Origin of the sequence: Streptomyces antioxidans, assembly GCF_000968685.2 — a bacterium.
Taxonomy (GTDB): Bacteria; Actinomycetota; Actinomycetes; order Streptomycetales; family Streptomycetaceae; genus Streptomyces; species Streptomyces antioxidans.
The window spans coordinates 1-21,507 of sequence record NZ_LAKD02000109.1 but is presented as its reverse complement, the minus strand read 5'-3'; the positions used below and the strand labels follow the sequence as shown (position 1 = coordinate 21,507).

Below are 21,507 nucleotides of genomic sequence, written 5' to 3'. Positions count from 1 at the left end.
CACATTTTCGACCCGCCAGGTCCGGCTGGCGGACGACCCTGAGCCCATGAACGAACCACGGCGCCGCGACGGCGACAGCATGGGCGGCCTGCTCGACCAGTCGACCACGTTCGAAGAGCTGAGAGAACGAGCGATCGCGTTACGGAAGGAGGGGCTGAGCCGCAGACAGATCCGCGACCGGCTGAAGGTGAGCAACAACGACATCCTGAACCGCCTCCTGGAGGGCGAGCCACCGCCCGACTGGACCAGGCGCCCCAACGCCAAGGACGACCTGCGCGCCAGGGCGCGCGAGATGCGGCTCCGGGGGATGACCTACGACAAGATCCAGCTGGAGCTGGGCTGCTCCAAGAGCTCCATCTCGCTCTGGACCCGCGACCTGCCCACACCGGACCGGCCGCCCCGCACCCGAGAGGAGGCGTCGGCGATCGCCAAGCGGGGCTGGGAGGCGACGATGCGACAGCGGGAGATCGAGCGACAGCGGACGAAGCTGGCCGCCGCGAGGGAGGTCGGCGAGCTGACGGACCGGGAGCTCTTCCTGGTCGGCGTCGGCCTCTACTGGGCCGAGGGCAGCAAGAGCAAACCCCATCGCCGCAGCGAAACCGTCGTCTTCATCAACAGCGACCCCGGCGTGATCCAGCTCTATCTCGCATGGCTGTCGCTGCTCGGCGTCGAACCCGACCGGCTGCGCTATCGCGTGATGATCCACGAGTCCGCCCAGGTGGCCGACGCGGAGCACTACTGGGCCGATCTTGTCGGCGCGGACGTCGACACCTTCGAGAGGACCACCCTCAAGAAGCACAACCCGAAGACCGTCCGGAAGAACGTCGGCGAGCACTACCGGGGGTGTCTCGTGGTCCGCGCCCTCAAAGGGGCCGACCTATACCGTCGCATCGAAGGCTGGTGGTACGGCATAGTGGTGGGGGCCAGGTCGACGATCTAGCGGACTTGTCCGATTTGGCATCTTTTGCCATCCCCTGTGGTGTAATAGGCAACACGGGTTACTTTGGATAACTTGTTCCAGGTTCGAGTCCTGGCAGGGGAGCTCTAAGTTCGGATCCTGGCTGACGAGCACCGTTCACCTCAGGACCCTCCTTCCTTTCCGCCCGGAAACCTCTCGGTATCCTGCGGGTGTCCACCCCCGAAGCCGAAGGGCACACCCGTGAGCGCCAACCGCCCGGCAGCCGTCGTCGTCCTCGCAGCGGGTGAGGGCACCCGCATGAAATCGGCGACCCCGAAGGTTCTGCACGCCCTCTGCGGCCGGTCCCTCGTCGGGCATGTCGTCGCCGCCTCCCGTGAGCTCTCCCCCGAACACCTCGTGGTCGTGGTCGGCCACGCCCGGGAGCAGGTCTCCGCACACCTGGCCGAGATCGACGCCGAGGTGCGCACCGCCGTCCAGCACGAGCAGAACGGCACCGGGCACGCCGTTCGGATGGGCCTGGAGGAGCTGTCCGAGAGCGGGGTCGCCCTCGACGGCACCGTGATCGTCGTCTGCGGTGACACCCCGCTGCTGACCGGCGGGACGCTCCAGCGGCTCGCCGCGGTTCACGGCGCCGACGGCAACGCCGTGACCGTGCTGTCCGCCGAGGTCCCCGACGCCACCGGCTACGGCCGGATCGTGCGGGAGGACGCGACCGGCGCCGTCACCGCGATCGTGGAGCACAAGGACGCGACCGACGCGCAGCGCGCGATCCGCGAGATCAACTCCGGGGTCTTCGCCTTCGACGCCCAGCTGCTCACCGACGCCCTCGGCAAGGTGCGCACCGACAACAGCCAGGGCGAGGAGTACCTCACCGATGTGCTCGGCATCCTGCGTGAGGCGGGGCACCGGGTGGGCGCGTGCGTGGCGGGCGACCACCGCGAGATCGTCGGGATCAACAACCGCGTCCAGTTGGCCGAGGCCCGCGGGCTGCTGAACGAGCGGCTGCTGGAGCGGGCGATGCTGAGCGGGGTGACCGTCGTCGACCCGGCGACCACCTGGCTCGACGTGACCGTCACGTTCGAGCCGGACGCGCTGGTCCATCCGGGCACCCAGTTGCTGGGGGCCACTCATCTGGCGACGGACGCCGAGGTCGGGCCGAGCTCCCGGCTCACCGACACCACCGTCGGCCGGGGTGCGGTGGTGTCGTTCACCGTCGCGGAGGGCGCGGAGATCGGCGCGGGGGCGAGCGTGGGGCCGTACGCGTATCTGCGGCCCGGGACGCGGCTGGGGGCCAGGGCCAAGGCGGGCACGTATGTGGAGATGAAGAACGCCTCGATCGGCGAGGGCACCAAGGTGCCGCATCTGTCCTACGTGGGCGACGCGACGATCGGCGAGCAGACCAATATCGGCGCCGCCAGTGTCTTCGTGAACTACGACGGTGTGAACAAGCACCACACCACCATCGGCAGCCACTGCCGGACCGGGGCCGACAACATGCTTGTGGCTCCCGTCACGATCGGGGACGGCGCCTACACCGCCGCCGGATCGGTCATCACCAAGGATGTGCCCCCGGGCTCGCTCGCCGTCGCACGCGGACAGCAGCGGAATATCGAGGGCTGGGTCGACCGCAAGCGCCCCGGAAGCGCCGCGGCGCGGGCCGCGGAGGCCGCTCGTCGGGAGGACGAGGGTCGGCAGTGACATCTGCACAGGTACGCGTGCGGGGCGTACGGTGAGTAGTGCACCAAAGTGACATCCAAGGAGACTTGTTGTGACCGGGATCAAGACGACCGGCGAGAAGAAGCTGATGCTCTTCTCCGGCCGCGCCCACCCCGAGCTGGCCGAGGAGGTCGCCCATGAGCTGGGCGTCAGCTTGGTCCCGACCAAGGCATTCGACTTCGCCAACGGCGAGATCTACGTCCGCTTCCAGGAGTCGGCACGCGGTGCCGACTGCTTTTTGATCCAGAGCCACACGACTCCGATCAATAAGTGGATCATGGAGCAGCTCATCATGGTCGATGCGCTGAAGCGGGCCTCCGCGCGCTCGATCACGGTGATCGTCCCGTTCTACGGCTATGCCCGTCAGGACAAGAAGCACCGTGGCCGGGAGCCGATCTCGGCCCGGCTGATCGCCGACATGCTGAAGACGGCGGGTGCCGACCGGATCCTCACGGTGGATCTGCACACCGATCAGATCCAGGGTTTCTTCGACGGTCCGGTGGACCATCTGTTCGCGCTGCCGGTGCTCGCGGACTACGTGGGCGCCAAGGTCGACAGGTCCAAGCTCACCGTGGTGTCGCCGGACGCGGGCCGGGTGCGGGTCGCGGACCGCTGGTGCGACCGGCTGGGCGCGCCGCTGGCGATCGTGCACAAGCGGCGGGATCCGGATGTGGCCAATCGGGTCACGGTGCACGAGGTGGTCGGCGATGTGCGGGGCCGGGTGTGTGTGCTGGTGGACGACATGATCGACACTGGTGGCACCATCTGTGCGGCGGCGGACGCGCTGTTCGCGAACGGCGCGGAGGATGTGATCGTGACCGCGACGCATGGTGTGCTGTCCGGTCCGGCCGCGGACCGGCTGAAGAATTCGAAGGTGAGTGAGTTCGTCTTCACCAACACCCTGCCGACGCCGAATGACGTGGAGCTGGACAAGGTGACCGTGCTGTCGATGGCGCCGACGGTCGCCCGCGCGGTGCAGGAGGTCTTTGAGGACGGCTCGGTGACCAGCCTGTTCGAGGAGCACGCGTGAGCGGCTTAGCCTTCCCGGACCGGTTTTGCCGGATGTAGGGGCCACTCCCGTGAGGGGGTGGCCTCAGCCGTTGGCGGCGGCGCTCCCGGCGCTTGGTAGAGTTGTGGGGTTGCTCGGCGAGGGAGGCCGCTTCTCACAGCGGCTGTCCGTTATCGACGCGCTCTTCGTAGCAGGTCTGTCGTGGGCCGGGTGACGTCCACACACCGTAAGTGATCTACGAGGAGTGCCCCGTGGCCGAGGTCAAGATTTCCGCTAAGCCCCGTACCGAGTTCGGCAAGGGGGCGGCCCGGCGTGCCCGTGTCGCCGATCGTGTTCCCGGCGTGGTCTACGGCCACGGCGTTGAGCCGCTGCATGTCACGCTGCCGGCGCACGATCTGCTGATGGCGCTGAAGACCCCGAACGTGCTGATCCGTCTGGATGTCGAGGGCGGCAAGAACGAGTTGGTGATCCCGAAGGCGGTGCAGCGTCACCCCATCAAGATCGGTGTGCTGGAGCATGTCGATCTGCTGCTGGTGAGGAAGGGTGAGAAGGTCACCGTCGAGGTGCCGGTCCACACCGAGGGTGACCTGGCCCCGGGTGGCAATCTGCTTGAGCACCTGCTGAGCGCGCTGCCGGTGGAGACCGAGGCGACCCACATCCCGGAGTCGGTCACCGTCTCCATCGAGGGTCTGGACGCGGGTGCCACCATCCACGCCAAGGACATCACCCTGCCGACCGGTACCTCGCTGGCCGTGGAGGATGACGTGGCCGTGCTGCAGGTGGTCGCCGCGCAGGCGGAGGCCCCGGCAGAGGAGGGCGCCGAGGGCGAGGGCGAGGGCGCCGAGGCGTAATCTGCGAGGCCGAGGGTGCCGAGGCGTAGTCTGCGGCTGCCCCCTTATCGCTTCTCCGGCCGCCGTCCCGCGCCCCTTCCTGGGGTGCGGGGCGGCGGCCGTCCTCAGGGAGAGACATCCAGATGACGGACGACACGAGCCCCTGGCTTGTGGTGGGCCTCGGCAACCCCGGTGGTGAGTACGCGGGCAACCGGCACAATGTCGGCTTCATGGTGGCCGATCTGCTGGCCGAGCGGATGGGTGCCCGTTTTAAGGCGCATAAGTCGCGGGCCCAGGTCGTCGAGGGGCGGGTGGGTCCGCCGGGTCCGGCGAGCCGCCGGGTCGTGATCGCCAAGCCGATGTCCTTCATGAACCTCTCGGGTGGTCCGGTGACCGCGCTGCGCGACTTCTACAAGGTGCCGGTGGGTCATGTGGTGGCCGTCCATGATGAGTTGGACATCGATTACGGTGCGCTGCGGTTGAAGGTCGGCGGGGGTGACAATGGCCACAATGGGCTGAAGTCGATCACCAAATCGCTGGGCGCGGACTACTGCCGGGTGCGCTTTGGGATCGGCCGTCCGCCGGGTCGGATGGATGTGGCGGCGTATGTCCTGAGGGACTTCTCCGCTGCGGAGCGCAGGGAGTTGGACTACTTGGTGGACCGTGCGGCGGACGCGGTGGAGACGCTGATCGCGGACGGGCTGGAGCGGGCGCAGGGGACGTACAACTCCTGAAAACACGCTGTTCGCCCGTTTGTTCGGCGGAAGGTTGACCGGCGGGCCGGGGATGGCGAGGATCGCCGCCATGGCTTCCACCGGTGTGACCAAGCGCAGCCGTACACGGCGGGCGGGCGAGAGCGCGTACGGGTTTCTGCTGCTGGCGAAGAACGTGGCGATGACGCTTGTCGCGCTGCTGATCCTGGTCGCCGGGGTGTGGTCGTCCTGGGGCGACGCCAAGCCGTCGATGCTGACCAAGGGGCTTGAGCGTGGCACCGTCACGGTCTCCGACTGCGGCGACGAGTGGTGCACCGGCTCCTTCGCTCCGGCCGCCGAGGGCGGCAAGTCCCGTGGCCGGGTGCGGATCGACGAGGCGGTCACCAATGGGACGGGCGACCGGGTGCCGGTGGCCCTCAAGCCCGGTACGGACCACGCCGTCCGCACCGGCGCCGCGGGGATCCTCCACGCCTGGGTCCCCTTCGGCGGTTCCCTCCTCCTCACCTCGCTGATCGTCGCGGGCGGTCTTGGCCTACGGCGCACGGGCTGGGCCATGGGTCTGCTGGGGGCGGGGCTGCTGGGCGCGTCCTTCGCCACGCTTACGCTGTAGCGTTCACCGGGTGCCCCTCCTGGGTCTTGGCTCGCTCTGCGTCCCGGGATCACCCCGCCGTCGTTGTGCGGCCACCCCCGGTGGCTTGGGCCGTCCGGCACCGCCGGACACCGGCGTTGGGGTTACTCGCCATCGCGGCGGGGAGGAATTGCCGCACCCGGCGAAGAAACAGTGCCCGACAGGGGCCGAAAGCCCGCGGGCAGTTCGGCACCGCCGAACACCCGGCGCGGGGTGCTCGCCGTCGTGGCGGGGATGAGGTGCCGTGCCTGGCAGGGAAACCCCAGCCCGAGGCGGGAATCCCGCCGCGGGGGGCTTGGCAGCGGCGGAGCCTGCTGCTCGGCGGGGGCCGGGGGCGAAGCCCCCGGAAGCTCATCACCCACAACCCACCGGGCGGGGGCCCGCTCCTCCGGGGAGCGGGCCCCCGCCCGGTGGCGCGGCGTGTGGTCAGCCCGTGTTGCGGAGGCCCGCGGCCACGCCGTTGACCGTGAGGAGGAGGGCGCGGGCGAGGAGGGGGTCGGGGTCCTCGCCCCGCTCGGCCGCGGTGCGCTGACGGTGGAGCAGGGTCACCTGCAGATACGAGATCGGGTCGAGGTAGGCGTCCCGTACGTGGAAGGTCTGCTTCAGCACCGGGTTGGAGTCGAGGAGTTCCCGTCCGCCGGTGATCCGCAGCACCTCCCGCACCGTCAGCTCGTGCTCCCGCTGGATCACGTCGAAGACATGCTTCAGCTCGTCCGGCACCAGCGTGTCCACGTAGTGCCGGGCGATCCGCAGATCCGTCTTGGCCAGCGTCATCTCGACGTTGGAGAGGAAGTTGCGGAAGAAGTGCCAGTGCTGGTGCATTTCGTCGAGGACGCTGTCGAGTCCGGCCTCGCGGGCGGCCTTGAGGCCGGAGCCGACGCCGAACCAGCCGGGGACGATCTGCCGGGACTGGGTCCAGCCGAAGACCCACGGGATGGCCCGCAGTCCGTCGAGGCCGGCGCCGGAGTCGGGGCGGCGGGAGGGCCGGGAGCCGAGGTGGAGTTCGGCGAGTTGGTCCACGGGTGTGGAGGCGAAGAAGTACGCGGGCAGGTCGGGGTCGTCGACGAGCGTGCGGTAGGCGCCGTGCGCGGCTTCGGAGACGGTTTCCATGGCCGCGTCCCAGCGGGCGAGCGCCTCGTCGGACTGGCGGGGGGCGGTGTGCAGGGCGGATGCCTGCAGCGTGGCGGCGACCGTCAGCTCCAGGTTCTCGCGGGCGAGGGAGGGCACGAGGTACTTGTCGGAGATGACCTCGCCCTGCTCGGTGACCTTGATCTCGCCCTCGAGGGTGCCCCATGGCTGCGCGAGGATCGCGTCGTGGGTGGGGCCGCCGCCGCGGCCGACGGTGCCGCCGCGGCCGTGGAACAGCCGCAGCCGTACGCCGTGCCGGTGGGCGACGTCGCGCAGCAGCCGCTGGGCGCGGTGGATCTCCCACTGGGAGGTGGTGATGCCGCCGAACTTGGAGGAGTCGGAGTAGCCGAGCATGACCTCCTGGACGTCGCCGCGGAGGGCGACGAGCCGCCGGTAGGAGGGGTCGGCGAGCATGTCGTCGAGGAGCTTGTCGGCGATCTTCAGCTCTTCGGTGGTCTCCAGCAGCGGAACGATGCCGATCTTGGCCCAGCCCGCGTGGAGGTCGATCAGCCCGGCCTCGCGGGCGAGGACGGCGGCGGCGAAGACGTCGTCGGAGCCCTGGCACATGGAGATGATGTAGGACTCGACGATCTCGGGGCCGAAGCGTTCGAAGGACTCGCGGATGGTGTGGAAGACGCCGAGGGTCTTGGCACCGGCGGCGTCGAGCGGTGCCGGGGTGGGGGCGAGGGGGCGCCGGGAGCGCAGTTCCTTGGCGAGCAGCTTGCGGCGGTAGTCGCGCGGCATGTCGGCGTAGCGCCAGGATTCCTCGCCGAGCCGGTCGAAGAGCTGGCCGAGGGCGTGGTGGTGGGCGTCGGCGTGTTCGCGGACGTCCATGGTGGCGAGCTGGAGGCCGAAGGCGGCGAGGGTGCGGATGGATCGTTCGAGCCGGCCGTCGGCGATGAGCTGGCCGCGGTGGGCGCGCAGGGAGTCCTGGATGAGGTGGAGGTCGGCGAGGAGTTCGCCGGAGCCGAGGTAGTCGCGGCCGGGCTGGTGGGGGGTGTCCCCGGCGAGCCGCTGGCGGGTGTTGATGAGCTTCTGCCGCATGCAGGTGGCCTTGAGCCGGTAGGGCTCTTCGGCGTTGAGCCGCTTGTAGCGGGGGCTGATCTCGGGCAGCCGTTCGAGGTCGTGCTGGAGGGAGGCGAGGAGTTCTTCGGAGGCGCCGGTGTTGCGGATGGAGCTGGAGAGCGCGGCGCGCAGCTCGTCGATGATCTCCAGGGCGTCGGTGATGCCGTGTTCGTGCTGGAGGATCAGGACGTCGCGGGTGACCTCGGGGGTGACGTTGGGGTTGCCGTCGCGGTCGCCGCCGATCCAGGTGCCGAAGGTGAGCGGGCGGGTGGTGGCGGGCAGCTCGACGCCCACGCGCTCGAGTTCGGCGGTGAGGTCTTCGAGGACGTCGCCGACGGCTCCGGCGTGCAGCTCGTCGAGGTAGTAGATGGCGTTGCGGGCCTCGTCGGCGGGCTCGGGGCGGGCGACGCGGAGCTCGTCGGTCTGCCAGAGCAGGTCGATGCTCTCGGCGAGCCGCAGGTCGGCGCGGCGGGCGTCGCCGCTGCCGCCGATGGCGAGGGTGTCGAGCAGTTCGGCGATGCGTCGGAGCTTGGTGAGGACGGTGCGGCGGGCGGCCTCGGTGGGGTGGGCGGTGAAGACGGGACGTACGCCGAGGTTGGCGACGGTCGCCCGGAGGTGTTCGGGGTCGGCGTCCTTGAGCTGGTCGGCGGTGCGGGCGAGGATGCCGCCCTCGGCGGCGCGGCGGGCGCGCAGCTCGCGGCCGCGGTGCACCTGTTCGGTGACGTTGGCCAGGTGGAAGTAGGTGGAGAAGGCGCGGACCAGCTTGGCGGCGGTCTCGAGGTCGGTGGTGCCGAGCAGGTCGGCCGCGGCCTCGCCGTCGCTGCGGGTGAGGGCGCGGACGCGCTCGACGAGTTCGAGGAGGTCGGGGCCCTCCTGTCGGACAAGGGTCTCGCCGAGCAGGTCACCCAGACGGCGGATATCGGCGCGCAGGGCGGCGTTGGTGTGGTCGGCACTGCTCACAGGTGCGGGCTCCTTGCAGTGAACGGGGTTCGAAGCGCGGCATCGATGCGTGCGCGGCGGGCGCCGCGGGCTGTTGACCCGGTGCTTTCGGCCATGTGCGGACCGCGCTGTCCGACGCTCACCAGGATAGGCGGCACCATCGCGGGTGGGACCAGAGCCCTATTGCCCCGCTTCCAGGCCCTGCCATACTTACGACGCCGTAGGTTACGCATCCGTAGCCATGCCCCCGAGCCCCACGAGGGATCCCATGACTGCAAGCCCCGACGTGGTCAATGACACGCCGAAGGCCCAGGAGGCCCCGCTTCCCTCCGCCACGCTCGGCGGGGACAGCAAGCGCTCCATCGAACAGATCACCCTTCTCCTGTTCATCACCGTCCCCTTCGTCGCGCTGCTCGCGGCGATTCCCCTGGCCTGGGGCTGGGGGGTCAGCTGGCTGGATCTGGCGCTGCTGGTGTCGATGTACTACATCGGCTGCCACGGCATCACGATCGGCTTCCACCGCTACTTCACCCATGGCTCGTTCAAGGCGAAGCGGCCGCTGCGGATCGCGCTGGCGATCGCGGGGTCGCTGGCCGTGGAGGGCCCGCTGGTCCGCTGGGTGGCCGATCACCGCAAGCACCACAAGTTCTCCGACGCGGAGGGCGATCCGCACTCCCCGTGGCGGTACGGCGAGACCGTTCCAGCCCTGCTGAAGGGGTTGTGGTGGGCCCATATCGGCTGGATGTTCGACGAGGAGCAGACGCCGCAGTCCAAATACGCACCGGATCTGATCAAGGACGGCGCCATCCGGACGATCTCCCGGCAGTTCGTGGTGTGGACCGTGGTCTCCCTGATGCTGCCGCCGCTGATCGGCGGGCTGGTGACCTGGTCCTGGCAGGGCGCGGTGACCGCCTTCTTCTGGGGGTCACTCGTCCGGGTGGCTTTGCTGCACCATGTGACCTGGTCGATCAACTCGATCTGCCACGCGGTGGGCAAGCGCCCGTTCAAGTCGCGGGACCGCTCCGGCAATGTGTGGTGGCTCGCGGTGCTCTCGTGCGGCGAGTCCTGGCACAACCTCCACCACGCGGACCCGACCTCCGCCCGGCACGGGGTGATGCGAGGCCAGCTGGACTCCAGCGCCCGGATCATCCGCTGGTTCGAGAAGGCGGGCTGGGCGTATGACGTCCGGTGGCCGAGCCAGGACCGTATCGACGCCCGCCGTCAGGAGGAGACCGCCGGAGCGGCATGATGGAGGGCGTGGCGACCGACAGTAATACCAGCGGTGAAATGGACCGGCCGCGCCGGGCCGGCCGGTCCTCCGGATCCGGAGCCCGGCGGCCCCGCAGGGTCCGGATGACCGGCAAGGAGCGCCGGGAGCAGCTGCTGGACATCGGTCGCACGCTCTTCGCCGAGCGCGGCTTCGAGGGCACTTCGGTGGAGGAGATCGCGGCGAAGGCCGGGGTCTCCAAACCGGTGGTGTACGAGCACTTCGGCGGCAAGGAGGGGCTGTACGCGGTCGTGGTGGACCGCGAGATGCGGCGGATGCTCGACATGGTGACCACGTCGCTGACCGCGGGCCACCCCCGGGAGCTGTGCGAACAGGCCACCTTCGCCCTCCTGGACTACATCGAGGAGTACACGGACGGCTTCCGCATCCTGGTCCGCGACTCCCCCGTCGCCCAGTCGACGGGCACCTTCGCCTCCCTGATCAGCGATATCGCCACCCAGGTGGAGGACATCCTGGGCCTGGAGTTCAAGGCCCGCGGCTTCGACCCCAAACTGGCCCCCCTCTACGCCCAGGCCCTGGTGGGCATGGTCGCCCTGACCGGCCAGTGGTGGCTGGACGTCCGCAAGCCCAAGAAGGCCGAGGTCGCGGCCCACCTGGTGAACCTGGCCTGGCACGGCCTGGACGGCCTGGAGCCGAAGCCGCGCCTGATAGGCCACCGCAAGAACTGACCTCCCGCGACTGGTCCGCGTGTCCCCCGGGTCGGGATGATGGGGGCCCATGGGGGAGGGGGAGAGCGGACATGAGTACGGGGGAGCGGTCCGAGGCGCGCCGTAAGGCGGTGGCCGTGGGGCCGGGCATCTGTCATGCGCTCGGTCTGATGATGCTGGCCATCACGGAGTGGGTGCGCGCCGATCTGAAGGACGCGACGTCAGTGGCGTCGCACGCCTATCTGAAGGACATGATCGAGCTCGCGGGCTCGCTGGCCGACACGGACTGGTACAAGCCCGTGGTGGACCTTTACGACAAGGTCTCCTTCGGTGAACCGCGGGCCGCCCTGTGGGCCGCTGTGTTCATGGCGCTCGTCGTGCGGCTCAACCGCCACGGGCCGGAGGAGGCCCAGCGGGTGCTGTCCTGGGTGGCCGCCGCGTACTGCCTGCTGGCCACGCTGGCCCTGCTGCCGTATCTGGCTGCTCCGGGGGCCGGCGTCATCCTGCTGCTGGCGCTGAGCGGGGGCCTGGTGAACGTGGCCACCCGCTGAGCGGTCAGCCCTGGTACACCATGGTGCACAGCAGGGTCCGGCCACCGTTCACCAGCCATGACCAGTAGTACGTGCGGTCGCCCTGGACCCGGGCGCAGTTCGCCGCGGAGGCGCTTGCCGGGGCCTTGTAGACGCCGGTGATGTGCAGGATCCGGTTGTACCGGGCCGGAACCCGCTTCGCGTCGCAGTCCACCACGGTCATGAGCCCGGCGTTCATCCGCGCCTGCCGCCCGCTGCCCGTCTGCTCGGCCAGCAGGCAGTACCCCACCGTGAACCGACGGGTCATGCAGAGAGCGGTGGTCCGTCCCCGCGAGGTGTACGACAGGGAGTTCCGCCCCGGCCCCTGCGGACAGGCGCCGCCGCCGCTCCGCACCGCGCTCACCCACATGTAGGCGTTTACGGCGTCGCAGTCGACCGGGTGGGGCAGTTGGGTGTTGTAGCCGCCGTACCCGGTGTCGTACACGGCGAGGCAGTCCCCGGAGCTCACCGCCCGGTACGCCTCCTGGGTGGGATCCGGCGCCACGGTGGGTGTGGCGGGTGCCTGGGTCTCGCCCGATCCCCCGCCTCCCCCGCTGCCTCCGCTGCCGTACCCGGGCAGCGAGGCGCTGGGAACTCCCGTGGGAACTCCGCTGGGGAGCCCGCCGGGACCCGTCGGCGGACGGGAAGCTCCGCTGGACGGGAGGGCGCTGCCCGCGAAGGAGGTCCGGTCGTCCCCCTCGGCCACCTGCGGCAGCACGAGCACGGCGAACGCGAGGGCGGCGGCCCCCAGTATCCAGATGCCGCGCTGCCTCTGCTCCTCGCTGCTCATGGCTCTCTCCCCCGAGAAACGTGGCCACAGCTTTGTTGTTCAGCGCGTCAACGGTCTCATGACGGCCGGGTGAAGTCGACGTGGGCGACGATGAAGACGCGGCGGAAGGGGAAGGCCGTGCCGTGGGGGGTGGCGGGGTAGGCGTCGCGGAGGAGGGCGGCGTACGTGGTCAGGAAGCGGTCGCGGGCGGGCGGGTCGTCGGCCAGGGCGGTCAGGACCGGGCGCAGGGCGGTGCCCTTGACCCAGTCGAGGACGGGGTCGGGGCCGGTCAGGATCTGCACATAGGTGGTCTCCCAGGCGTCGACCTCGCAGCCGAGGGCGGCCAGCCGCTCCAGGTACTCGGTGGGTTCCAGGACCGTGGCGGGGTCGCGGAGGAAGGCGGCGAGGCGGTCGCGCCATTCGGGCGCGCTGCACAGGTCGCGCAGCAGGGTGTGGCTGGGGGCGGTGAAGTTGCCGGGGACCTGGAAGGCGAAGGTGCCTCCGGGGCGCAGTCCGGCCAGCCAGGTGGGGAAGGCGTCGGGGTGGCCGGGGATCCACTGGAGGGCGGCGTTGGAGACGATCAGGTCGTGGGGCTCGTCCGGCGCCCAGTTCCGCACATCGGCCTGCCGGAGGTCGAGGCGGCCGCCGCCGGTGGTGGGGCCCGCGAGGGGCTGGGCCTCGGCGAGCATGTCGGCGGAGCTGTCCAGGCCGGTGACCCGGGCGTCGGGCCAGCGGTCGAAGAGCAGGGCGGTCACGTTGCCGGGGCCGCAGCCCAGGTCGGCGATGCGGGGCGGGTGGCCGGGGTCGGTGGGCAGCTCGGGGATGCGGGCCAGCAGGTCCAGGAAGGGGCGGGTGCGGTGGCCCGCGTGGCGGAGATACTGGCGCGGGTCCCAGTTGGGTGCGGTGGTCATGGTCGGTCCCCCTGCGGGTACGGGTCCCCTGCGGGGTGCGGTTCCCCTGCGGGTACGGTCGGTACGAGGCGCCGTGGTCGCTGCCGCGCGTCCCGGTGCTCGCCGTGCTCCACGTTATCTCTTGATGTCAAGAGACTTCATGTCGACAGACCCACTACACTGATCGCCATGGAGGACGAGGTCGATCGGCTGGTCGCGGCGTGGCGGCGGGAGCGCCCCGACCTCGATGTGGAACCGCTCGAAGTGCTCAGCCGGGTCAGCCGGCTCGCCCGCCATCTCGACCGGGCACGGCGGATCGCCTTCGCCGAGCACAATCTGGAGCCCTGGGAGTTCGATGTCCTGACCTCGCTGCGCCGGGCCGGGCCCCCGTATCAGCTCTCCCCCGGGCAGCTGCTGACCCAGACACTGGTCACCTCGGGCACCATGACCAACCGCATCGACAGGCTCGCCACGAAGGGGCTGGTCGAGCGGGGGCCCGACCCCAGTGACCGGCGCGGTGTGCTGGTCCGGCTGACCGCCGAAGGGCGTGACCGCGCCGATCAGGCACTGGCCGGGCTGCTGGACCATGAGCGCGCCATCCTGGCCGAGCTCTCCCAGGCCCAGCGCGCCGAACTGGCCGCGCTGCTACGCCAGCTGACCGCCCCGTTCGACAATCTCCCCGGCTAGGTCGGCCGGGCCCACACCGGCCCGCCGGGCCAGCGCCACGGCCGCCAGCGTGGAGTGCACGCCCAGCTTGCCCAGCACATTCTGCATATGGGTGCGGACGGTGTGCGGGGAGAGGAAAAGCCGCTCGGCGACGGCCTTACGGCCGAGCCCGGCCACCATGCAGCGCAGCACCTCCCGCTCACGCGGCGTCAGCGACTCGACCAGCCGCTCGCTTTCTGTGCGGTGCTTACGGGCGGCCGTCAACTCCCGCAGAACGCCGGTGAGCAGAGCGGGCGGCAGATGGGTCTCCTCCCTCAGCACCCCCCGGATGACCGCCAGCAGCCGGACCAGTGAGCAGTCCTTGGCCACCCAGCCGGACGCCCCGGCCTGCAGCGCCGCCGCCGCGCGGCGCGGATCGTCGCGCTCGGCCAGCACCACGGTGCGCACCCCCGGCTGGGTGGAGCGGACCGCGCCGACGAGCGATATGCCGTCGGCCGCCCGGCCGTTCACCGCCCGGGCGGGGCCGCCGAGGGCCCCGCCGTGCGGCCCACTGTGCGGTCCGTTCTGCGGCCCGCCGTGCGCGCCGCCCTGCGCGCCACCGTGGATGCCGCTGTGCGCCGTGCCGTTCGCCCCGCCGTACGGCAGCTCGGACGGCACCGGAAGCGGTGGCCCCATCCCGTCGGCGGCCGTGCCCAAGTCGGCGTCGACCAGCAGGACATCGAAGCGGCGCCCCTCCGCCGCGCCGCGCTCCAGACAGCGCAGCGCCGCCGGACCGCTGCCGGCCGCCGCCACGTCCACGTCCTGCTCCGCCGCGAGGGCGGCCGCTAAGGACTCGGCGAAAATTCGATGGTCGTCGACCACGAGAACCCGTATACGTGCCACGGACAACCCCCCACGTCGCCGGATGAAAGATCCCGGATACACCGAGAAACAGTGCGGGTACGGCGCCCGGTGCAAGGTCACCGCAACCCGCACGGCCGCCGCCGTGCAGTGATTGCTACCCCACCCCGGGCGTCGTACCTGACTGTCTCGCCCCCTGATGCGCGTCGGCCCCCACCGACGCTGTACTCAGAGTAAGGCCGTGGTCTCATATAGGAAGCGGATTAGCGAAACTGACTGCTCTCGACTGTTCACTGTGGGTTTATTGTTCGCTCTTGGGGACTACGAGACCCATGGGCAGCGAAAATTTACCGAGCAGCGGTCGAGTGGCGATCAAGGGCCGTTGGGTACGGCCCCCACAGCCGTCTTGGCGTACGGCCCCCTACAGCCGTCGTTCGGTACGGCCCCCTACAGCCGTCGCGCCCCCGCACTCGGCACCGCCGGGAAGATCCGCGGCGCCCGGTGCCCGGCCGCGGCGAACGCCTCGGTGACCGCCTTGCTCACCGCCTCCGCGTCCGCCTCGGCCACCAGCACGATGGCCGAGCCGCCGAAGCCGCCGCCGGTCATCCGCGATCCGAGCGCCCCCGCCGCGGTCGCCGTCTCCACGACCAGGTCGAGCTCGTCGCAGGAGATCTCGAAGTCGTCGCGGCAGGAGGCGTGCCCGGCGGTCAGCACCGGCCCGATGGACCGGGTGTCCCCCGCGTCGAGCCGCGCGATGACCTCCTCCACCCGGCGGTCCTCGGTCACCACATGGCGCACCCGCCGCCGGGTGGCCGTGTCGTGGCCCAGCCGCTCCAGCTGGGCGAGCGTCGCGTCCAGCCCCTCGAAGGGCACATCCCGCAGCGCCGGCACCCCGAGGGCCCGCGCGGCCGCCTCGCACGCGGCGCGCCGGCTCGCGTAGGCGCCGTCGCCCAGCTCGTGCTTGACGCGGGTGTCCACGACCAGCAGCCGCAGCCCCGCGGCCGCCAGGTCGAACGGCACCTGGCGCTGGGTGAGATCGCGGGCGTCGAGAAAGAGGGCGTGCCCCTCGGTGCAGCACGCCGACGCCATCTGGTCCATGATCCCGCAGGGCACGCCCACGAACGCGTTCTCCGCGCGCTGGCACAGCTGGGCGATGCGCGGCGGGGTGAGCCCCAGCCCGTACAGATCGTTGAGCGCGGTGGCCGTGACCACCTCCAGCGCGGCGGAGGAGGACAGCCCGGCGCCGGTGGGCACGGTGGACTCGAAGTGCAGCTCCGCACCGCCTTCCCGGCCCGTCAGCAGCCCCGCCTCGCGCAGCGCCCAGACCACTCCGGCCGGATAGGCCGCCCAGCCGCCGCGGTCGCCGCCGCCCGCGCCGCCCGCGACCGGTGAAAGCTCCTCGACGCGCAGCTCGACGACCCCGCCCGGGGCGTCGCCGGAGTGCAGCCGCAGCACCCCGTCGGCGCGCGGCGAGGCGGCGGCCAGGCAGGTGTGGGGCAGGGCGAGCGGCATCACGAAGCCGTCGTTGTAGTCGGTGTGCTCGCCGATCAGATTGACCCGGCCCGGCGCCGCCCAGACGCCGCCGGGCTCGGTGCCGTAGACCTCGCGGAACCCCGCCGTGACCCGCCCGGGGCCGTGCTCGTCCGTCACTGACTCTCCCTCCGCTGCGCGAACTCCCATGCGTCCGCGACGATTCCGGCCAGGTCGGCGCGGGTCGGGCGCCAGCCCAGGCGCTCCTTGGCACGCTCGGCGGAGGCCACCAGGACCGCCGGGTCGCCGACGCGGCGCGGGGCGGCGATCTCCGGGATGGGGTGGCCGGTGACCTGGCGCACCGTCTCGATGACCTCGCGGACGGAGAAGCCGTTCCCGTTGCCGAGGTTGCAGATCAGATGCTCGCCGGGGTTGACTCCGCGGCGCGCGGCGCCTCCGTCAAGGGTGGTGGTGGGAGACGGGAGGGCGGCGCCGAGGGCGAGCAGATGGGCGTCGGCGAGGTCGGCGACGTGGATGTAGTCGCGGACGCAGGTGCCGTCGGGGGTGGCGTAGTCCTCGCCGAAGACGGAGATGGCCTCGCGGCGGCCCTGGGCGACCTGGAGCACCAGGGGGATGAGGTGGGACTCGGGGTCGTGGCGCTCGCCGTACGCCCCGTAGGCGCCCGCGACGTTGAAGTACCGCAGGGAGACCGCGGCCAGGCCGTGGGCGGCGCACTCACCGCTGATCATGTGGTCGACCGCGAGCTTGGTGGCCCCGTAGGGGTTGGTGGGCGCGGTCGGAAGGTCCTCGGTGATCGGGACCTGGTCGGGCTCGCCGTAGGTGGCGGCGGTGGAGGAGAAGACGAGGGTGCGCACCCCGGCGTCGCGCATCGCGGCGAGCAGTTCGGTGGTGCCGCCCACATTGTTGGCCCAGTACTTCTCGGGGTGCACGACGGACTCGCCGACCTGGGAGAACGCCGCGAAGTGCAGCACGCCGTCGTAGGAGGGGTCGAGCCACTTGCCCGCGTCCTGGATGCGGCCCTCGATGAACTCCGCGCCCTCGGGGACCCCGGCGCGGTGCCCGGTGGAGAGGTCGTCCAGCACCGTCACCCGGTGCCCGGCTTCGAGCAGATGCGCCGCGACCACGCTGCCGACATAGCCGGCGCCGCCGGTGACCAGGTACTTCTTCTGCTGCGCAATGCTCACTCGCTCGCTACCTCTCGCAGTCGCTCGGCCGCGGCCTCCGGCGGCACATCATTGATGAACACATTCATGCCGGATTCGGAACCCGCGAGAAACTTCAGCTTGCCGGAAGTGCGGCGAATGGTGAAAAGCTCGAGGTGAAGAGCGAATTCACCGCGGTCGGTCATGCGGTACGGCGCCTGGTGCCAGGCGGAGATGTAGGGCGTGGGCGGCTCGCCCTCCCCGAAGATCCGGTCGAAGCGCTTCAAGAGTTCCAGATACATCTGTGGGAACTCTGTGCGCGCGGCCTCGTCCAGCGCGGGCAGGTCCGGGACCCGCCGCTTCGGGTAGAGGTGCACCTCGTACGGCCAGTGGGCGGCGTAGGGGACGAAGGCGACCCAGTGCTCGCCGTCGAGCACCACCCGGCTCCCGTCGGCCAGCTCATCGGCGACCACATCATCGAACAGATTCCGACCGGTGTCCGCACGGTGCTCGGCGAGCGAACGGAGCATCAGCCGGGTACGGGGCGTCACAAAGGGATACCCGTAGATCTGGCCGTGCGGATGGCCGAGGGTGACGCCGATCTCCTTGCCGCGGTTCTCGAAGCAGAAGACCTGCTCGATGGCGGGGTGTTGGGCCAGCTCGGCGGTGCGGTCGGTCCAGGCGTCGAGCACCAGTGCGGCCTGTTCGGCGTCGAGGTCGGCGAAGGACGCGTCGTGGTCGGAGGTGAAGCACACGACCTCGCACCGGCCCGAGTCACCGGCCAGCGAGGGGAAGCGGTTCTCGAAGACCGCGACGTCGTAGTCGGAGGCGGGGATCTCACTGTGCCGCCCCTCGTGGGAGGGGCACAGCGGGCACTCGTCGGTCGGCGGGTGGTAGGTGCGGGCCTGGCGGTGGGAGGCGACCGCCACCCGGTCGCCGAGCAGCCGGTCGTGCCGGATCTCCGAGCGGGTCGCGATGGGGTCGAGCGGCCGCTGGTCGACGGCGTCGCGCACCGCGTCGTCGCGCGCGTCGTAATAGATCAGCTCGCGTCCGTCCGCGAGCCGCGTCGCCGTCTTCTTCACTCCGCCAGCTCCTGTCAGGTGCACCCAACACAACTCAACATAATGAACCACAAGCCAACAGTGCCGTCAATGTGCGGTGAAGGTGCTCGGACAAACCACAAGAATTCGGATACGTTCACCGAACGTTTCTGGTGCGTTCCGTTCAGGCGATGAGGCGAGACCATGCACTATCTGGCCGAAGGGCTACGGCTCCCCACCAACGTGCTCGACTACACGATCCTGATCCTCTATTTCGTCGTCGTCCTCGGCGTGGGATTCGCCGCCAGAGCGAGCGTCAAGACCAGCCTCGACTTCTTTCTCTCCGGCCGGTCGCTGCCCGCGTGGGTCACCGGTCTGGCCTTCGTCGCCGCGAATCTGGGCGCCCTGGAGATCCTGGGGATGGCCGCCAACGGCGCGCAGTACGGGGTGTACACCGTGCACTGGTACTGGGTCGGGGCGATCCCGGCCATGGTCTTCCTCGGCCTGGTGATGATGCCGTTCTACTACGGTTCCAAGGTACGGTCCGTCCCCGAGTTCCTGCTGCACCGCTACGGGCCGTCCTCGCACCTGCTCAGCTCGATCATCTTCTCGGTCGCGTCCGTGCTGATCGCGGGGGTGAACCTCTACGCGATGGCGATCGTGGTGGAGGCGCTGCTGGGCTGGCCGCAGTGGGTGGCCATCGTGGTCGCGGGGCTCTTCGTGCTCGCGTACATCACCCTCGGCGGGCTCTCCTCGGCGATCTACAACGAGGTGCTGCAGTTCTTCGTGATCCTGGCCGCCCTGATCCCGCTCACCGTCGTGGGTCTCCGGCGGATCGGCGGCTTCGGCGGGCTCAAGGACGCGCTCACCGACTCCCACGGCCCCAACTTCGTCTCCGCGTGGGGCGGCACCGGCATCGGCTCGTCCAATCCGCTGGGGGCCAACTGGCTGACCATCGTGCTGGGCCTCGGCTTCTGTCTGAGCTTCGGCTACTGGACGACCAACTTCGCCGAGGTGCAGCGCGCCCTGTCGGCCAGGAACCTCTCGGCCGCCCAGCGCACCCCGCTGATCGCCGCGTTCCCCAAGGTGCTCATCCCGCTGATCGTGGTGGTGCCCGGGCTGATCGCCCTGGTCATGTCGCCGGACATCGGCTCGAAGACGAGCGGGCTGCAGTACAACGACGCGATTCCGCTGCTGATGAGCGAGTTGCTGCCGAACGGGGTGCTGGGGCTCGCGGTGACCGGGCTGCTGGCCGCCTTCATGGCGGGCATGGCGGCCAATGTGTCGTCGTTCAACACGGTCTTCACCAACGACATCTGGCGGGCGTATGTGCGCAAGGGCCGCTCGGACGGGTACTACCTGCTGACCGGGCGGGTGGTGACGGCGATCGGAGTGCTGGCCGGGATGGGGACGGCGTTCATCGCCTCCTCGTTCAGCAACATCATGAACTACCTCCAGACCCTGTTCTCGTTCTTCAACGTGCCGCTGTTCTGCGTCTTCATCATCGGGATGTTCTGGAGGCGGGCCACCGCCGCGGCCGGGTTCTGGGGGCTGCTGTGCGGCACGGTGGCCGCGCTGATCAACTACTTCTGGCTCTACCGGGCGGACGTCATCTCCATCCCCAGCGACCAGGGCGCCAACTTCGTCTCGGCCATCGTGGCGTTCGTGGTCGGCGGGGTGGTGATGGTCGCGGTGACGCCGTTCACCACGCCCAGGCCGGTGGAGTCGCTGGCCGGTCTGGTCTACGGCACCACCGCGCCCGGGGTGGCCGAACCCCCGGCGCCGGGCGACGAGGCGTGGTACCGCCGTCCGGCCGTGCTGGGCTGGAGCGCGCTGATCCTCGCGGCCCTCTGCTACATCCCGTTCTCCCTGTGACCCTTCGGGGATTAAGGAGCGTGCGCCATGAGTGAGGAGTACGAGTACCGGCACGAGGTCGAGGACCTGCAGCAGAAGTCGGCGACCGCGGCCCGGCTGTTCGATGTGCGGCGGATCATCGGCGGGCTGTTCGTGATCTACGGGATCATCGTCCTCATCGCCGGGTTCACCGCCTCGGACGCGGATGTGCGGAAGGCGTCGGGCATCAACATCAACCTCTGGACGGGGGCGTGCATGCTCGCGGTCGGCCTGCTCTTCCTGCTCTGGATGAAGCTCAGGCCGCTGTCCGCGCCGGGGGCCGAGCCCAAGCCGGAGCCCGCTCGGCCCGGGGGCGGTCCCGGCGCCGGGCCCGGGCCCGGAGAGACCGGTGGACGGGAGCCCGGGACCGGGCCCGGAGAGGCCGGTGGGCGAGGGCCCGGGGCCGGGGAGGGCTGAGCTACGCGGGCCGCGGCCACCGTACGGGCTACGGCGCCGACGGGGGCGGTTGCGGCGGGGGAGGCGGCTGGTGCGGGGGCGGCGCGGTCCGGCGCGTCACCGCGCGGTCCAGCAGCCCCGTACGCGCCGCCAGGGCCGCCGCCTCCAGCCGCGAGCCCACACCGAGCTTCATCAGCACCCGCTGCACATGGGTGCGGGCCGTGCTGGGGGCGATCCCCATGCCCGCCGCGATCAGCCGGGTGTCCTCGCCCTCGGCGACCCGCACCAGCACCTCCACCTCGCGCGGGGTCAGCATCCGCAGCAGCCGGGCGCCCTCGTCATCGGGCTGGGCCGCGGGGTTGAGCAGCTCCGCGAACGCCCCCTGGAGCAGCTGGGGCGCCACGGCCGCCTCGCCCGCGCGCGCCTTCATCATGGCGCGTTCGACGCCTTCGATCCGCTCGTCGTGGCGCACATAGCCGGACGCCCCGGCGGCGAAGGCGGCGGCTATGCCGCGCGGGCTCGGCACCGGGCCGAGCACCACGACCGCGACCTGCGGCCGCTCCTTCTTGATCCGCGCCACCGGGTCGAACACCCCCGGTTCGGCGGGTGCCGCCGTGCCCAGCAGGCACACCTCGGGTGCCCGGCTCACCACCAGGTCCGCCGCGCCCGCGCTCGGCGCCGCCGCGGCGAGCACCCGGTGCCCGCGCAGCTTCAGCGCGGAGGCGAGCGCCTCCGCGAGCAGCCGGTGATCGTCGACCACCATGAGTCGCACGCCCATGAGCTCCCCCCATTCGCTCAGGGGGGAAAGCTACACGCTTGTTCGACGTTGCGCGCCCCTTACCGGGGAGAAGCCCCTCGGAATGCCGAAATCCCGGCCATTCGTGCCTACTTGACATCCGGTTGACGTCCCACTCCGACCGGTGCCGCCG

20 protein-coding genes and 1 tRNA gene are annotated in these 21,507 nt (G+C 70.6%); 13 read left to right on the top strand and 8 right to left on the bottom strand.

Annotation, left to right across the window (positions count from 1 at the left end; all coding sequences use genetic code 11):
• The first annotated feature begins 79 nt into the window (after positions 1-79).
• The 7 genes from VT50_RS31750 to VT50_RS31720 all read left to right on the top strand — a co-directional run bounded on the left by VT50_RS31750 (position 80) and on the right by VT50_RS31720 (position 5,797).
• A complete protein-coding gene (locus VT50_RS31750; RefSeq protein WP_046090521.1) occupies positions 80-940 on the top strand; it encodes a hypothetical protein in 861 nt (286 codons plus the stop codon).
• 30 nt (positions 941-970) lie between these two features.
• Positions 971-1,042, top strand: a tRNA-Gln gene (locus tag VT50_RS31745).
• Positions 1,043-1,159: 117 nt separating this feature from the next.
• Positions 1,160-2,617, top strand: a complete 1,458-nt coding sequence (gene glmU, locus VT50_RS31740; RefSeq protein WP_075200574.1) for a bifunctional UDP-N-acetylglucosamine diphosphorylase/glucosamine-1-phosphate N-acetyltransferase GlmU — start codon at positions 1,160-1,162, stop codon at positions 2,615-2,617.
• 70 nt (positions 2,618-2,687) lie between these two features.
• Complete coding sequence (locus VT50_RS31735; protein ID WP_046090515.1) at positions 2,688-3,665, top strand: ribose-phosphate diphosphokinase; 978 nt, start codon at positions 2,688-2,690, stop codon at positions 3,663-3,665.
• Positions 3,666-3,895: 230 nt separating this feature from the next.
• Positions 3,896-4,495 carry a 50S ribosomal protein L25/general stress protein Ctc gene (locus VT50_RS31730; RefSeq protein ID WP_046090516.1) on the top strand — a complete coding sequence of 200 codons (600 nt, stop codon included), beginning with the start codon at positions 3,896-3,898 and terminating at the stop codon, positions 4,493-4,495.
• 122 nt (positions 4,496-4,617) lie between these two features.
• Positions 4,618-5,208, top strand: a complete 591-nt coding sequence (gene pth / locus VT50_RS31725) for an aminoacyl-tRNA hydrolase (protein ID WP_046090517.1) — start codon at positions 4,618-4,620, stop codon at positions 5,206-5,208.
• A gap of 70 nt (positions 5,209-5,278) precedes the next feature.
• Positions 5,279-5,797: a hypothetical protein gene (locus tag VT50_RS31720; RefSeq protein WP_079343931.1), complete on the top strand. Its 519-nt coding sequence runs from the start codon at positions 5,279-5,281 to the stop codon at positions 5,795-5,797.
• Between the two features lie 444 nt (positions 5,798-6,241).
• Here the strand turns inward: VT50_RS31720 and ppc are convergent, their stop codons facing one another.
• Complete coding sequence (ppc, locus tag VT50_RS31715) at positions 6,242-8,968, bottom strand: phosphoenolpyruvate carboxylase (RefSeq protein ID WP_046084853.1); 2,727 nt, start codon at positions 8,966-8,968, stop codon at positions 6,242-6,244.
• Positions 8,969-9,215: 247 nt separating this feature from the next.
• Here ppc and VT50_RS31710 point away from each other — a divergent pair, with 247 nt between their 5' ends.
• From VT50_RS31710 to VT50_RS31700, 3 genes are all read left to right on the top strand, one after another.
• The gene (locus VT50_RS31710) at positions 9,216-10,196 is read left to right on the top strand and encodes an acyl-CoA desaturase (RefSeq protein ID WP_206269516.1); all 981 of its coding nucleotides are present in this window, start codon (positions 9,216-9,218) and stop codon (positions 10,194-10,196) included.
• The gene (locus tag VT50_RS31705) at positions 10,193-10,903 is read left to right on the top strand and encodes a TetR/AcrR family transcriptional regulator (RefSeq protein ID WP_046084855.1); all 711 of its coding nucleotides are present in this window, start codon (positions 10,193-10,195) and stop codon (positions 10,901-10,903) included. The genes VT50_RS31710 and VT50_RS31705 overlap by 4 nt, the downstream gene beginning before the upstream one ends.
• A gap of 71 nt (positions 10,904-10,974) precedes the next feature.
• Positions 10,975-11,433 (top strand): hypothetical protein, encoded by a 459-nt coding sequence (locus tag VT50_RS31700; RefSeq protein ID WP_240529389.1) that lies wholly within the window; start codon positions 10,975-10,977, stop codon positions 11,431-11,433.
• 4 nt (positions 11,434-11,437) lie between these two features.
• Here VT50_RS31700 and VT50_RS31695 read toward each other — a convergent pair whose 3' ends face one another.
• Together VT50_RS31695 and VT50_RS31690 are read right to left on the bottom strand one after the other, a co-directional pair.
• Positions 11,438-12,241 carry a hypothetical protein gene (locus VT50_RS31695; protein WP_053048451.1) on the bottom strand — a complete coding sequence of 268 codons (804 nt, stop codon included), beginning with the start codon at positions 12,239-12,241 and terminating at the stop codon, positions 11,438-11,440.
• 56 nt (positions 12,242-12,297) lie between these two features.
• A complete protein-coding gene (locus VT50_RS31690; RefSeq protein WP_046084856.1) occupies positions 12,298-13,131 on the bottom strand; it encodes a trans-aconitate 2-methyltransferase in 834 nt (277 codons plus the stop codon).
• A 168-nt stretch (positions 13,132-13,299) separates the two neighbouring features.
• Between VT50_RS31690 and VT50_RS31685 the strand changes: the two genes are divergently transcribed.
• Positions 13,300-13,797 (top strand): MarR family winged helix-turn-helix transcriptional regulator, encoded by a 498-nt coding sequence (locus VT50_RS31685; protein ID WP_046084857.1) that lies wholly within the window; start codon positions 13,300-13,302, stop codon positions 13,795-13,797.
• On the opposite strand, the gene VT50_RS31680 is transcribed toward VT50_RS31685, so the two are convergent.
• From VT50_RS31680 to galT, 4 genes are all read right to left on the bottom strand, one after another.
• Positions 13,756-14,658: a response regulator transcription factor gene (locus VT50_RS31680; RefSeq protein WP_046084858.1), complete on the bottom strand. Its 903-nt coding sequence runs from the start codon at positions 14,656-14,658 to the stop codon at positions 13,756-13,758. The genes VT50_RS31685 and VT50_RS31680 overlap by 42 nt on opposite strands.
• 405 nt (positions 14,659-15,063) lie before the next feature.
• The gene (gene galK / locus VT50_RS31675) at positions 15,064-16,266 is read right to left on the bottom strand and encodes a galactokinase (RefSeq protein WP_046084859.1); all 1,203 of its coding nucleotides are present in this window, start codon (positions 16,264-16,266) and stop codon (positions 15,064-15,066) included.
• Positions 16,263-17,291 carry a UDP-glucose 4-epimerase GalE gene (gene galE, locus VT50_RS31670; protein WP_046084860.1) on the bottom strand — a complete coding sequence of 343 codons (1,029 nt, stop codon included), beginning with the start codon at positions 17,289-17,291 and terminating at the stop codon, positions 16,263-16,265. The genes galK and galE overlap by 4 nt, the downstream gene beginning before the upstream one ends.
• Complete coding sequence (gene galT, locus VT50_RS31665) at positions 17,288-18,331, bottom strand: galactose-1-phosphate uridylyltransferase (protein ID WP_046084861.1); 1,044 nt, start codon at positions 18,329-18,331, stop codon at positions 17,288-17,290. Before galT ends, galE begins: the two co-directional genes overlap by 4 nt.
• A 162-nt stretch (positions 18,332-18,493) precedes the next feature.
• Between galT and VT50_RS31660 the strand changes: the two genes are divergently transcribed.
• Complete coding sequence (locus VT50_RS31660) at positions 18,494-20,164, top strand: sodium:solute symporter family protein (protein WP_046084862.1); 1,671 nt, start codon at positions 18,494-18,496, stop codon at positions 20,162-20,164.
• A gap of 27 nt (positions 20,165-20,191) precedes the next feature.
• The gene (locus VT50_RS31655; RefSeq protein WP_046084863.1) at positions 20,192-20,599 is read left to right on the top strand and encodes a hypothetical protein; all 408 of its coding nucleotides are present in this window, start codon (positions 20,192-20,194) and stop codon (positions 20,597-20,599) included.
• 28 nt (positions 20,600-20,627) lie between these two features.
• On the opposite strand, the gene VT50_RS31650 is transcribed toward VT50_RS31655, so the two are convergent.
• Positions 20,628-21,356 (bottom strand): response regulator transcription factor, encoded by a 729-nt coding sequence (locus VT50_RS31650; RefSeq protein ID WP_046084864.1) that lies wholly within the window; start codon positions 21,354-21,356, stop codon positions 20,628-20,630.
• Positions 21,357-21,507: the final 151 nt, after the last annotated feature.

Coding starts and splice junctions, on each gene's coding strand:
- VT50_RS31650 (WP_046084864.1), bottom strand. CDS start 21,356: ATGGGCGTGCGACTCATGGTGGTCGACGATCACCGGCTGCTCGCGGAG.
- VT50_RS31655 (WP_046084863.1), top strand. CDS start 20,192: ATGAGTGAGGAGTACGAGTACCGGCACGAGGTCGAGGACCTGCAGCAG.
- VT50_RS31700 (WP_240529389.1), top strand. CDS start 10,975: ATGAGTACGGGGGAGCGGTCCGAGGCGCGCCGTAAGGCGGTGGCCGTG.
- VT50_RS31720 (WP_079343931.1), top strand. CDS start 5,279: ATGGCTTCCACCGGTGTGACCAAGCGCAGCCGTACACGGCGGGCGGGC.
- VT50_RS31685 (WP_046084857.1), top strand. CDS start 13,300: ATGGAGGACGAGGTCGATCGGCTGGTCGCGGCGTGGCGGCGGGAGCGC.
- VT50_RS31660 (WP_046084862.1), top strand. CDS start 18,494: ATGCACTATCTGGCCGAAGGGCTACGGCTCCCCACCAACGTGCTCGAC.
- VT50_RS31695 (WP_053048451.1), bottom strand. CDS start 12,241: ATGAGCAGCGAGGAGCAGAGGCAGCGCGGCATCTGGATACTGGGGGCC.
- VT50_RS31705 (WP_046084855.1), top strand. CDS start 10,193: ATGATGGAGGGCGTGGCGACCGACAGTAATACCAGCGGTGAAATGGAC.
- VT50_RS31690 (WP_046084856.1), bottom strand. CDS start 13,131: ATGACCACCGCACCCAACTGGGACCCGCGCCAGTATCTCCGCCACGCG.
- VT50_RS31710 (WP_206269516.1), top strand. CDS start 9,216: ATGACTGCAAGCCCCGACGTGGTCAATGACACGCCGAAGGCCCAGGAG.
- VT50_RS31750 (WP_046090521.1), top strand. CDS start 80: ATGGGCGGCCTGCTCGACCAGTCGACCACGTTCGAAGAGCTGAGAGAA.
- pth (WP_046090517.1), top strand. CDS start 4,618: ATGACGGACGACACGAGCCCCTGGCTTGTGGTGGGCCTCGGCAACCCC.